The 12,845-nt window shown below is 57.6% G+C and carries 10 protein-coding genes and 1 pseudogene (1 of these 11 running past the window's edge); 2 read left to right on the top strand and 9 right to left on the bottom strand.

Going from position 1 to position 12,845, the window contains the following annotated elements; genetic code table 11:
• The 9 genes from QE435_RS03830 to treZ all read right to left on the bottom strand — a co-directional run.
• On the bottom strand, positions 1–978 hold the 5' portion of the coding sequence (locus tag QE435_RS03830; RefSeq protein WP_349040309.1) for a D-TA family PLP-dependent enzyme. 102 nt of this gene lie to the left of the window's left edge; the window shows 978 of its 1,080 coding nt (coding positions 1–978); it begins with the start codon at positions 976–978; the stop codon falls past the left edge of the window.
• A 116-nt stretch (positions 979–1,094) separates the two neighbouring features.
• The gene (locus QE435_RS03835) at positions 1,095–1,511 is read right to left on the bottom strand and encodes a carboxymuconolactone decarboxylase family protein (RefSeq protein WP_349040310.1); all 417 of its coding nucleotides are present in this window, start codon (positions 1,509–1,511) and stop codon (positions 1,095–1,097) included.
• The gene (locus tag QE435_RS03840; protein WP_349040311.1) at positions 1,441–1,875 is read right to left on the bottom strand and encodes a MerR family transcriptional regulator; all 435 of its coding nucleotides are present in this window, start codon (positions 1,873–1,875) and stop codon (positions 1,441–1,443) included. Before QE435_RS03840 ends, QE435_RS03835 begins: the two co-directional genes overlap by 71 nt.
• A gap of 130 nt (positions 1,876–2,005) precedes the next feature.
• Positions 2,006–3,043 carry an NAD(P)-dependent alcohol dehydrogenase gene (locus tag QE435_RS03845; protein ID WP_306928825.1) on the bottom strand — a complete coding sequence of 346 codons (1,038 nt, stop codon included), beginning with the start codon at positions 3,041–3,043 and terminating at the stop codon, positions 2,006–2,008.
• Positions 3,044–3,290: 247 nt separating this feature from the next.
• The gene (gene rutD, locus QE435_RS03850) at positions 3,291–4,067 is read right to left on the bottom strand and encodes a pyrimidine utilization protein D (protein ID WP_349040312.1); all 777 of its coding nucleotides are present in this window, start codon (positions 4,065–4,067) and stop codon (positions 3,291–3,293) included.
• A gap of 5 nt (positions 4,068–4,072) precedes the next feature.
• Entirely contained in the window at positions 4,073–4,462 is a 390-nt protein-coding gene (gene rutC, locus QE435_RS03855) for a pyrimidine utilization protein C (RefSeq protein WP_349040313.1), read from the bottom strand.
• 18 nt (positions 4,463–4,480) lie between these two features.
• Entirely contained in the window at positions 4,481–5,209 is a 729-nt protein-coding gene (gene rutB, locus QE435_RS03860) for a pyrimidine utilization protein B (protein ID WP_306928830.1), read from the bottom strand.
• 5 nt (positions 5,210–5,214) lie between these two features.
• Positions 5,215–6,306: a pyrimidine utilization protein A gene (rutA, locus tag QE435_RS03865; protein WP_309769642.1), complete on the bottom strand. Its 1,092-nt coding sequence runs from the start codon at positions 6,304–6,306 to the stop codon at positions 5,215–5,217.
• A gap of 371 nt (positions 6,307–6,677) precedes the next feature.
• The gene (gene treZ, locus QE435_RS03870; RefSeq protein ID WP_349040314.1) at positions 6,678–8,459 is read right to left on the bottom strand and encodes a malto-oligosyltrehalose trehalohydrolase; all 1,782 of its coding nucleotides are present in this window, start codon (positions 8,457–8,459) and stop codon (positions 6,678–6,680) included.
• Between the two features lie 247 nt (positions 8,460–8,706).
• Here treZ and treY point away from each other — a divergent pair, with 247 nt between their 5' ends.
• Together treY and QE435_RS03880 are read left to right on the top strand one after the other, a co-directional pair.
• Entirely contained in the window at positions 8,707–11,235 is a 2,529-nt protein-coding gene (gene treY / locus QE435_RS03875) for a malto-oligosyltrehalose synthase (RefSeq protein ID WP_349040315.1), read from the top strand.
• A gap of 227 nt (positions 11,236–11,462) precedes the next feature.
• Positions 11,463–12,663 (top strand): annotated as a pseudogene (locus QE435_RS03880) (MFS transporter).
• The last annotated feature ends 182 nt before the right edge of the window (positions 12,664–12,845 follow it).

Genomic DNA, 12,845 nt, shown 5'->3' on the forward strand with positions numbered 1-12,845 from the left:
GTGGTTCGGAACGATACAAAGCTTGTCCCCCACCTTGAGCCCGATCGGTCCCTCGGTCACAAGACGTCCGTGCTCCTCCGACAACTGATCGATCATGATATCCTCACGACCAAGCACATGGCCATAGCCTGTGAGGCCCAAGAGATCAGAGGTCAGGGCCTTCGAGCCGGCATCGATAATGGCGCGGTTTTCCGCCGGTACCGAAACGACGGTGGCGATAACGTTCAGGGCACATTCGTCCCAGCCACAAACGCCGCGCGCCACAAGCGATCGATCGTTATAGACATAGGTTCCGGGACGATACTCCGTGACAACCGGCGCCTTGGCCGCGTGCATCATAGACGGTGTGCCGCCGGAGGTGATGAGGGGCACCGCAATTCCCTGATCTTCGATTATCCGCTTGGCGTCCGTCATAAAGCTCTGGACTGCGGCCTCGCCTGACGGAGCTGGATAGGTCATCAATCCGCCGAACAGCAAACCTGCCGCCTGATCGATGACAGCGGCCAATTCCGCGGCGGCTTGGGGAGTTTGTACACCGCAGCGGTTCGCACCCGTATTGCACTCGACAAGGACGGTCAGCGGCTCCTGCGCATCGGCAAAGGCGTCGGAGAGACCTTGCACAACCTCGGCACTATCGGCAACGACCGATAGACGAACCTTGCCGGCCAGAGCGCGCAACTGCCGCAATTTCGCTGCGCCGAGAATGTTGTAGGTGATCAAAACGTCCTTGATGGCGTCGCTTCCCGCCACCATGGCCTCGGCTTCCGACACCTTCTGGCAAGTAATGCCCACAGCGCCTGCAGACAGTTGCATCTCCGCGACGGCCGGGAGCTTGTGTGTCTTTATATGCGGTCTGACCTTCAGCCCATGGACGTCAGCATAGTCCTGAAAGCGAGCGATATTCTTTTTCGCGATGTCGAGATCCACGACAACGGCGGGCGTGTTGAGCTCGGCAATCTGCTGATCGGATAGGGGCATGACATCCTCGGAAGCAACTCGGGTTCGGCGGCGGGACGCTATATCCGTTTCTCCTTCATTGCTACAGGAAGATGGAGAAATAGCGCCCACACGGAGCTGGCTTTTGGATTTGCCCCTTAAGCCGCTGCCGCTTCTCGCGCGTCAATCGCGGAGAAGACATCCTTCGCGGCAAACAGGCCGTTCAATGCCGCTGGAAATCCGGCATAGACGGCCATTTGCATGATGATTTCCGTGATCTCATCACGCGATAGCCCGACATTGAGGCCGGCCTCGATATGCACCTTTAGCTGTGGCGCTGCATTGCCCATCGCCGTCAGCGCAGCGATAGTCGCGATCTCCCTTGCTTTGATATCGAGGCCTGGTCGGCTGTAAATATCGCCGAAGGGAAATTCGAACAGGTAGGTCGCGAAGTCCGGTGCGATATCGGCGAGCGCCGCGATTACCTTTGCTCCGGCTTCGCCGTCAATATCGGCAAGCGCGCGTTTGCCGCGTTCCAGCCGGCTTTGGTTCAAGTTTTCCTGTGTCTGCGTCATCATTCGTCATCCTCTGATCTTCGCCGGCATATCCGGCGATCTTCTGGTCGAGGACGAGGAGGCACTGCTGGAGTTCGGCAACCCGATCACGAACCTCGTCGCGATGCGCTTCCAGCATCGCCTGCCGTTCGGGACCTGTCGCATCGCCCTGTTTTCGCAAGGCGGCGTAGCGCAGCATGTCCCGGATCGGCATTCCGGTGGTTTTCAGTCTTCCAAGAAACTCGATCCAGACGAGAATCTCGGGATCGTAATCGCGCCTGCTCGAGCGGTCGCGATCGGCATAGGGCAGCAAGCCGATCCGCTCGTAATAGCGGATCGTATAGGCCGACAGGCCGGAGCGTTTTGCCAGTTCGCCGATCTTCATGAGCACCTCATCGTCATAACGCAGAGGAAGCTACAAGTTAGAGCACGCTCTAGGTCAATAGCCGCTGATAGCTTTCGAGCGAAATAGTTCAGAGGATGCCGGAGACGTTTTGCCACCGGCACCGGACCGATTATTGCGGCATGACGATTTGAAGCTTCACGTCGGTGTCTCTCGCTTCCACCGCGCGATCAAATCCAGCAATGCTGTCTTCAAAGGGGATGGTGGCGGAGATCAACGGCTTCAGGTCAACCTTGCCGGAACCGATAAGCGCAATCGCCCGGTCGTAGACATTGGCATAACGGAAGACGGTTTCGACACGCAGTTCCTTGGCCTGCAATCCGACGATATCGACCGGCACCGGATCGACCGGCATGCCGACAAGCACGATTGCCCCGCCGGGTCGGGCGAGCTTTGCCATGCCGAGAATGGCAGGAGCCGCGCCTGAGCACTCAAACACGATATCGCAACCCCAGCCATCCGTGGCCTTGGCAACGGCATCTGGCAGCGAGGCTTCGCGGATATTGACCGTCTCGATACCATCATAGGCACCAATGATATCAAGCTTGGGCTGAGCGAGATCGGCAACGATGACCTTGGCGCAACCGCCGGCAAGTGCTGCAAGCGCTACCATCATTCCGATTGGTCCGGCACCCGTGACCACCGCCACATCGCCCGGCTGGATCCGCGCGCGGAGCGCTGCCTGCATGCCGATGGCGAAGGGCTCTACCATCGCGCCCTCGCCGAAGGATACGTTATCGGGCAGCTTATAGGTGAAGGCGGCCGGATGAATGACCTCAGGTGTAAGGCAACCGTGGACTGGTGGCGTTGCCCAGAACGTCACGGCCGGATCAACATTGTAGATGCCGAGCTTGGCTGCACGCGAGGTCGGGTCGGGAATACCCGGCTCCATGCACACGCGGTCTCCGACTTTCAGATGCGTGACCTCGGAGCCGACTTCGGCAACCGTGCCCGCTGCTTCGTGGCCGAGCACCATAGGCGCGTTAACGACGAAGTGGCCGATCTTGCCATGGGTGTAATAGTGCACATCCGAGCCGCAAATACCGACCGTGTGGGTGCGGATTTTCACATCTTTTGGACCGAGCGTGGCGGGAAGATCGAAGTCGCGAAGCGACAGCTTTCCCTTTTCCTCCAGAACCAGAGCCTTCATCGTTTCCTCCTTCAGCCTTGATGCGACCTGCGTCTCCAGCATCGGCCCGAAAATCGGAATCGATTTTCGGAAAGCACGATGCGTAGATTCAAAAAGTTAGAGCGTCCTTTGTGCGTCTTAAAGGACGCACGGCGCTCTATAAGAAGGTGATGAAACGTCGGGCAGCGGAAAGCAACCCCTTCCTTTGTGCCATCGCTCTTTCGTTGAAGGAAGTATGTTGCCGAGCCAAGCAAGTAACGAAAAAGTATCAGCCAGGCTGCAAAAAGCGCAGTATGGCGGCGTTGAAGGCATCCGGAGCCGTGACGTTGACAGCATGGGCTCCGAAGTCGACGAGCTGCAACTGGCTGTTCGGCAAGCCTTCGGCCAGACGAATCGACCGCGTATAGGGAACCAAAAGATCATCGCGCGTGGCAATCACCAGCGTCTCCGTTTCGATTTCCTTCAACTGGTCATCGACATCGAAGGCGCGCAAGGCGGCGATGCGGCGCAGGATATTGGTGCGCCCCTGAAAATGCTCGGTTGCGTGCCGCTCCTCCGCCTCCAGCCGTTCGGCATTTTCCGACATCCAGACGGCCGGGTACAGGAACAGGGGCTGTGCCTTGACGAAAGCGGGAACGCCGGATTTCTCGAGGAGCTCGATGCGCACATCAAAGCACCGTCCGGAATGGGGATCGGCCTTGCTCCAGGCATTGATGAGAACGAGTTTTCCGACCATTTCGGGCTTGCGAAGGGCGAGATCAAGCCCGACCAAGCCGCCCAATGCGTGTCCCATGAAATCGAAACGAGTGAGGCCCAGTTGCTCGGCAATCTCCAGCACATCGTCCGCCATGGCCGCGATGCCGCCATCGGCCGGTACTTCGCCACCGGTGCGTCCGCAACCGCGATGATCATAGGTCACGATCCGATAGTGGTTCGATAGCGCCGCAAGCTGCGGCGCCCAGTAACTTGCAGAACCGCCGAGGCCCGACGACAGGATGATCGTCGGCGCATCGGCATCTTGTCTTCCGTGCAGATCGAAATGCATTGCGCTTAGGGCTTGCCGATATGAGCGACGGCTGCGATTTCCACCAGCGCATCCGGCTTCACCAGACCGCATTGAATGCAGTAGCGAGCCGGCTTGTCGCCGGGGAAATATTCGGCATAGACGGCATTGACCGCCTGATAATTGGCCCAGTCGGTGATGAAAATGTGGTTCATCGTCACGTCTTCCATCGTGCCACCAGCTGTTTCGATCACCGACTTGATGGTCTCCAGCACGTGGCGGGTCTGGGCGCTTGCGTCACCCACATGAACGACGTCGTTGTTCTTGTCGAATGGCAGCGTTCCAGAGACATAGACGATCCCATCTGCCAGCGTGCCGGGCGAAAATGGTGCAATCGGCTTCGATGTGCCTTCGGGAACGATGATCTTCTTCGGCATGAGTTTGTCCTTCTACAATCAGGAATTGGCAGGTGCGGCCTGGCTTATGGCGCCACAGAAATCATTGACAGTCGCCACCCAACCGAAAAACTTTTCGACGTTGTAGACGGTCGCCTGTTGAATGTAATCCGGGCCGAGGTGATGGGTCGCGTCTTCGAGCATGACGCCGAAATATTCCAGATGGAAGGCATCGCGAAGCGAGCTTTCGACGCAGACATTGGTGGCAATGCCGACGAAGACGAGGTTTCGAATGCCGCGGGCGCGCAGGATACTGTCCATCTGCGTGTTGAAGAAGCCGCTATAGCGGGTCTTTGGCACCAGGATATCACCGGGTTTCGGCTGAAGCTCATCGACGATCGCGTAATCCCAGGTGCCCTTGGCAAGCAACTTACCCTGCGCATCGGGATTGGCGCGCATATATTTCAGCGCGTTGGATTTGTGCCAGTTGGGCGAGCCTGGACCGCCAGCCTCGACATAATCCTTGTCCCAGCCATTCTGGAAGTAGACCACCTGAACGCCAGCAGCGCGCGCGGCATCCAGAGTCTTACGAATATTGTCGATCGTGCCCTTGGCGCCTGAAATGTCGAAGCCGGCCAGATCCACATAGCCGCCTTCCGTCGAATAGGCATTCTGCATATCGACGACGACGACGGCGGTTTCTTCGGGCTTCAGTGTGATCGGCTCTGGGCGAGCGGGCAATGTGACGCTTCCGCTGTGAACGGCGGGGGCTTGGTATCCTGTTGTCATGCTACTCACTCCGCCGCCTCGAGAAGGGGCTTTACATGCTTGCGGCACGCCATCAGAGGCTGGATCTTCGTGCCGAAATCTTCAACGCCCTTGACGAAATCATCGAAAGTCAAAAGTACGCCGCCCGTTCCAGGCACGGTCGGAACCTCATCAAGCAATCGCGCCACGGTCTCGTAGGAGCCGACAAGCGTTCCCATGTTGATGTTGACGGCGGAGACCGGGTCGGCCATCTGCCGGACATTGGTGTCCGAACCGGATTTCGTATCAGCAGCCCCCTGGACGCCGAGCCACTTGATCGCCTCCTCGTCGGCACCGGCTTTGTAATGCTCCCATTTCGCCCGTGCGGCCTCGTCCGTTTCGTCGGCGATCACCATGAAGAGAACGAAGGACGATACATCGCGGCCCGTCTTTGCCGTTGCTTCCCTGAGCCTCTCGGCGGCAGGCGCAAACGCGGTGGGTGTATTGACGCCGACACCGAAACAGAAATTGTAGTCCGCATATTTAGCGGAGAATTCCATGCCGGCATTGGAGGAGCCCGCACAGATCACCTTCATATCGGCCTGCGGCTGCGGCGAGAGCCGGCAGTCGTCCATCTGGAAGAACTCACCTTTGAGATCGCTCTGCCCCTTTTCCCACAATTCACGCAGGATCGTTGCGTATTCGGCAAGGTAAGCGTACCGCTTGCCGAAGTATTCGTCGCCCGGCCACATGCCCATCTGGGAATATTCCGGCCGCTGCCAGCCGGTCACGAGGTTGATACCGAAGCGCCCATTGGAAATGCTGTCGATGGTGGAGGCCATTCTTGCAACGATGGCCGGCGGCATGACGAGTGAGGCAGCCGTTGCGAAAAGCTTGATGCGTGTGGTGACGGCGGCGAGGCCTGCCATCAGCGTAAAGGATTCGAGATTATGATCCCAGAACTCGGTCTTGCCCCCAAAGCCGCGAAGCTTGATCATCGACAAGGCAAAATCGAAGCCGTACTTCTCAGCCTTGAGAGTGATTTCTTTGTTTAGCTCGAAGCTCGGCTTGTATTGCGGCGCATTCTCCGACAATAGCCAGCCATTGTTTCCAATGGGGATGAAGACTCCAATTTCCATAAATATGTCCTTCTTCGAACTGTACCGACAATGCTCTGTGACTTGCAGCACCGGGGACGGCATCGATATGACATCGGCCCAAGCCCCAGCGGATCGAAATTTCGACGGTAGATTTTGAAAGTCTTTTTGTTCCCCATACGTCAAAATAGATCAATGAATAACGGGCTGACTGGCCTGTCGCGCAAACAGCAAATCAACCCGAAAGGGGATGCTCACCCGACTGGACGCAAAGATCAACCGAAAATATTGCATGCTTGGCTATCGGAATTGTCGATTGCAAGCCACGCATGTGCGAGGCAGGCAAAGCTGCTGCATCATGTCCTTTGCAAAGCAGGATGATTGTCAGGCGTCAAAACCGCCTGACTTCCTAATCAAGCGGGATGCAAGGTCCACCGGACAGCCCATGGCGATATGCCCGTTGCGCTGACGGTTCCGAGACTGAAAAGCTCGACGCCTGTTGTCGCGTCAGTCTCGATCTCACCATTATTTTCGGAAAGATTGGCAATCAGGCGAAGCGTTGCTCCGTCCTCCATTCCCCAGTCGACGGTGACAACCCCGTCTCTGACATCGTAACGCGTTGTATCGGGGATGATCGTCTTCAGCAGCGGCACGATGTGCTGTTTCCGCAGGTCGAGCAGCGTCCTATAGAAACTCAGCAACTGGCTTGCTTCATCATCTCCCACCTTCGACCAGTCGAGCCTGCTGACGATGAAGGTGTCCTTGGCGGTCGGATCTGGTAAATCCTCGCCATCGAAGCCCGGGAGGCGAGAAAGCTCCTCGCGGCGCCCATCCCTCACCTTCTGGTTCAGGTCCTCGTTGAAATCGCAGAAATAGCGGAAGGGATCGCGCGAACCCCACTCTTCGCCCATGAACAGCATCGGTATTTGCGGCGCGAGGAGATAGATCGCGGTAATCGCCTTCAGTGCCGCTTCCGGTGCGTAGGTCTGCATCCTGTCGCCGAGTGCGCGGTTGCCGATCTGATCGTGATTTTGAATGAAGGAGATAAAAGCCGTGGGCGGCAAGTGCGCGCTCGGCTTGCCGCGCTCCTCATCGCGGTAGGGCATATGCTCGCCCTGGAAGGCGAAGCCTTCCGCAAGGGCGCGACCAATCTGGTTGTCGTCGTCGGAGTAGGCCTTGTAGTAACCGAAGGTCTCGCCAGTCGCAGCGATATGAAGCACGTGGTGGATGTCATCATTCCATTGCGCGGTGAAACGCTCTGGTTTCCCCTCTTCGTCACGGCTCAAGAGATCGCTGTCATTGTCTTCATTCTCGACGATCAGATGAATGTGCCGGTCAGCCGCGGCGGCACGAACGCGGCGCGCGAGTTCCGTCAGCAGATGTTCATCGCTATCGTCGATGATCGCATGAACGGCATCGAGCCTTAGGCCATCGAACCGGAATTGCGTCACCCAATAGATGGCGTTCTGAATGATGAACTCACGCACATACTCGGATTGCTCGTCGTCGTAATTCAAGCCTTGCCCCCAAGGGTTCTCGTGATGGGGGGAAAAGAGCGGCGCGTAGTTGGGCATATAATTGCCGTCTGGGCCAAAGTGGTTGTACACCACATCGAGAAAAACGCAGAGCCCGCGCTCATGGGCGGCATCGACCAGCGCCATCAAGTCTTCCGGACGTCCATAGCTACTGTCCGGCGAATAGGGCATGACGCCGTCATAGCCCCAATTGTAGCCGCCTGGAAAATCCGCAACAGGCATGATCTGGATAGCGGTGACGCCGAGATCACGCAGGTGATCGAGATGGGCAATCGCGCCTTGGAAGGTGCCTTCGTCGCTGAAGGTGCCGATGTGGAGTTCATAGATAATGATCTCCTCCCAAGGTCGACCGTGCCAATCGGAGCTCTTCCATGGAAAGCTCGACAGATCGACAAGCTCACTCGGACCATGGACATCATGCGGCTGAAAGCGCGAGGCGGGATCTGGAACCTTCAAGCCATCGGCCAAGGTAAAGCTGTATCGTAATGCGGCCTCGGGGGTCGGCTTGCGCAGCCGGTGCCAGCCCTCATCGTCCCGCTTCATCGCCTCCGGCGGAGCGCCTTCGATGTTGAGCAGCACCTCATCATGCAGAGGTGCCCAAAGGCGAAACTCAATGTCTTGATCGGAAATAGCTGGACCGAAATCGAATGTCTGAACCACCGGAGCCCCTCGTGCTGTTGTGCACTGCATCAAACAGAAGTCGATGCAAAAGGTTCACGTGCATCTCCCGAATTTCTCGATGCTTGATCGTCATAACGCAAACCGACTCAGCGGGTGGAACTACTCTCCCCCAAGAGCAGTTTGCGCAGCGCTTCACACATCTTCCGGACCAGAACGCTGAAGCCCACCACTGGTCCTTTCGCCAGCTTTCACCGGCCAAAGCAGCGGCCACTTTTGGGATTGTCGCATGAAATTTCCGACCGCCACCTATCGCCTGCAATTCCGTAACGGCATGACGTTTGATCGCGCAAGCGCTCTCGTGCCCTATCTGAAAAAGCTCGGGATCAGCCATCTCTATGCGTCACCAATCTTCACGGCGACATCGGAATCCACGCATGGCTACGATGTCACCGACGCGAATGAGATCGATCCCGCGATCGGCGGCCGGGCTGGTTTCGACCGCATGGTCGAAGCGTTGAAGGATGCCGGGCTCGGTCTCATCCTCGATATCGTTCCCAATCATATGGCCGCATCGCTTGAGACGCCCTGGTGGAAAGATGTAATCGAGCATGGTGCGGAGAGCCGTTATGCTCGCCATTTCGATATCGACTGGTCGCGGCGCTTGACCTTGCCGGTTCTCGGCGATGATTTTGACGCCGTGCTGGAGGCAGGCGATTTGGCCATCAAGTCCGATCCGAAGACTGGCAAGCCGGTTCTTGCCTATTTCGAATCCCTGTTTCCACTCCACCCCGCAACATATGACGGGCGTGAGGCAGAGATTTTGAAGATTTCGGATAAGGCTTCGGTGTCTGAGCTGCATGACCAACAGCCCTACCGGCTGATGTCCTGGCGAGATGCGGCGAGCGACTTGTCCTATCGACGCTTTTTCGAGGTCACGGGCCTTGCGGGCGTGCGGGTAGAAGACAAGGCGGTCTTCGAGGATAGTCATCGGCTGATCCTCGAACTTGTCCACAGCGGTGCCGTCCAAGGCCTGCGTCTTGACCACATCGATGGTCTTGCGGATCCCAAGGGCTATCTTGATTGGTTAAGAGAGGCCGTAGGACCGGACTGCTATATCGTCGTCGAGAAAATCTTAGGAGAAGGCGAACAACTCCCAGCCGATTGGCCGGTTTCTGGTACGACCGGCTACGAGTTCATTGCCGCCCTCAGCCATGCCTTGGTAGATGGCAAGAAACTTGAGGTGTTGCAGTCCGCCTATGAAGCGCTCGGAGAAAACCGACGCGATGCGGAGGAGCAGTTGCGCGCAGCGAAGCTCCTGATGGTCAGCAGGAACTTCGAGGGTGAGGTCTCTGTCCTAGTGACACTGGCAGCCAAGATTGCGGAGCAAGCAGGACGTCCCACTCCTGAAAGCGAACTGAAAGACGCGCTCAGCGAAATGCTGATTGCCTTCACGGTCTACCGCACCTACGGAACGCCTGAGGGCTTGCGCGCGGACGACAAGGCCCTTCTGGACCAAGTTATAGAAGCCATTGGCGACGCTGGCCATGCCGTCTCGATTGAGGCGCTTGCCTTGATCACCGGCATCCTCAAGGGTGACGTGCCGAGCTCTGCGGAGCAGGATGCGGTGACCTTCCGCACCAAGTTCCAGCAGTTGACCGGACCGATCATGGCGAAGTCCATCGAGGATACGCTGTTTTTCCGCCACAACCTGCTGCTTGGCCTGAACGAAGTCGGCGCCGAGCCCATCCAGCCTGACTTCTCGCTCGATCATTTTCATGAGGAGATGCGCATCCGCAAGGAGCGGCAGCCGAAAGGGATTTCAGGCACCTCCACGCATGACACGAAGCGCGGCGAAGATGCCAGAGCCCGCCTCTATGCTGTGTCGGAAGCACCTGACGTCTGGATTGCAGCCGTTGAGGACTGGCGTGAGACCAACGCCAAGGCTGTTCGGCAGCTTCAAGATGGTCCGGCTCCGGAGCCTGAAGTCGAGTGGATGATTTACCAGGCGCTCGCCGGATTTCTCCCTCCTCGCTTCGATGCCGATGACGAGAAGACGGTCGAGCAGTTGAAGGATCGCTTCCTCACCTACCTGGAGAAAGCGCTGCGTGAGGCGAAACTCAGAACCGACTGGGGCGACTCCAACGAGGCGTATGAAGAGGCTGTTCTCGGCTATGCCTCGCATCTCTTCTCGCTAGACAACCGAGACTTTCTCAAGGGCTTCGCCGAGACGATCAAACCCTTCATCGAGGCCGGCCTTGCAAATAGCCTCACGCAGACGATCATCAAGCTCATGGCGCCTGGAATTCCTGACATCTATCAGGGCAGCGAAGGTTTCGATTTCAGCCTCGTCGATCCCGACAATCGCCGCGAACCGGATTACGACGCTCTGTCGAAACGCCTGGCAGAAGGCCGCAAGCCTGATATAGCCGATGTCTCCGCTTGGTACGATGGTTCGCTGAAGCAGTCTGTCATCGCCACCCTGCTGCATCTGCGCCAGGCCGCTGCCGATCTTTTCAATGAAGGGGACTATGTGCCGCTTCGCGCGACGTCGCGCTCCGGCAACCTTATGGCCTTCGCCAGAGTGCATGGTGAGCAAGCCGTGCTGGTTGTTGTCCCGCGCTTCACGCTCGCACGGGGTGCGGATCAGGTTCTTCCGCCGACGCTTGGCGGCGGAGTGACCATCGAGCTTCCCGCCGAACTATCAGACAAGCGGTTCCAGAACGTGTGGACGGAGGATCACATCGAAACAAGCCACGTGCTGGAACTGGACGCAACTGCCGAGGAGCAATCTTTCCTCGTTCTTAGAACGGTCTGATCGGCTAGACCGTTTCCTTGTTAAATGGAAACACGCCAAGCTTATTGCAGCTTCGGTCTTTCCAGGCCGGAGCTGCAATGATGATCAACGCGGCCAAAGCGAAAGACGCTTTGGTGCAGATGTTATTTTGCTAAAATACACGAAATCCGCAAATTTGACCTTGAACATGAAAGGCCGAGCTTTCAGAAGAAGCCGACGCGTGCAAGCGCGTGTTTGGAGATACCCTCATGGCCAGAGTGACCAATCCCGGCTTCACCCCCCGAAGTGACCACCTTTTCCATTATCGCGGCGGCAAGCTTCTGCCACATGCTGAACGACATCATGCAGTCGCTGCTGACGTCGCTTTATCCGCTGCTGAAAGCCAATTATGCGCTCGACTTCGGACAGATCGGGCTTTTGACCTTCGCCTTCCAGGTGACGGCATCACTGTTGCAGCCAGCCGTCGGCGTCGCCACCGACAAATGGCCCATGCCGTTCTCGCTTCCAGCCGCGATGCTCTCCACCTGCACGGGCCTCATCACTCTGGCCTATGCCCATAGTTTCCCTGTGCTGGTGCTCGGCGCCTGCCTGATCGGCATCGGCTCAGCGATCTTCCACCCTGAAGCATCCCGTGTGGCGCGCGTCGCCTCCGGTGGACGCCACGGTCTGGCACAATCCTTCTTCCAGGTGGGCGGCAATACGGGCACCGCAATCGGACCGCTGCTTGCGGCCTTCATCGTCATTCCGAGAGGCCAGGAGGTTCTAAGCTGGTTTTCGATCATTGCGCTGACCGGCTTTGCCATCCTGTCATGGGTCAGTATCTGGTACAGCCGCCATCGGCGCAGTGCGGCAGGAAAACGACCTGTCAGCCGTGAGTTGCCGCTGCCCCGCAACAAGGTGTTGATGACGCTTGCCGTTCTCGTGGTCCTGACCGCGACGAAAAACGCTTATCTTGCCAGCATTTCCAGCTACTTCACCTTCTTCACCATCGAGAAGTTCGGTGTTTCGGTGCAGAATGCGCAAATCCTGCTGTTTCTGTTCCTCGGCGCGTCCGCTGCCGGTGTATTCTTCGGCGGGCCTATCGGCGACCGATTCGGCTCGCGCGTGGTTATCTGGTTCTCGATCCTTGGCGTCATACCGTTTGCCTTGATCCTGCCCTATGCCAACCTCTTCTGGACGGCAGTTCTCGTGGTCGTCATCGGCTTCATCTTCTCGTCTGCGTTTTCCGCAATCGTCGTTTTCGCGCAGGAACTGGTACCCGGTCGCGTCGGGTTGATTGCCGGCATGTTCTTCGGCTTTGCCTTCGGCTTCGGTGGGATTGGTGCTGCGGTCCTTGGCGTCTTTGCCGATCGGCAAGGCATCGAGTTCGTCTATCAGGTCTGCTCGTATCTGCCTCTGCTGGGACTGCTGACGGTTCTTCTCCCGCAACTGCCTGGCCGCCGTATATAATGGAGAAGCGCCGCCCCCTCTATCGAAAGCGGGCGGCGCTTTGATAAACTCAAACATTGGTGGTTTTGCTTCAGCAGGGAGATCTGCCACCTTTTTCTTTTGCGATATCTCGTCCCCTACGGCGTTCACCGAAAATAGTCGCTCCCGAATCGATCAAGCGGTAGATGAAGGTTTGTGATCTT

The sequence above is a fragment of the Agrobacterium sp. SORGH_AS 787 genome, from assembly GCF_030819035.1.
Classification (GTDB): domain Bacteria; phylum Pseudomonadota; class Alphaproteobacteria; order Rhizobiales; family Rhizobiaceae; genus Agrobacterium; species Agrobacterium larrymoorei_B.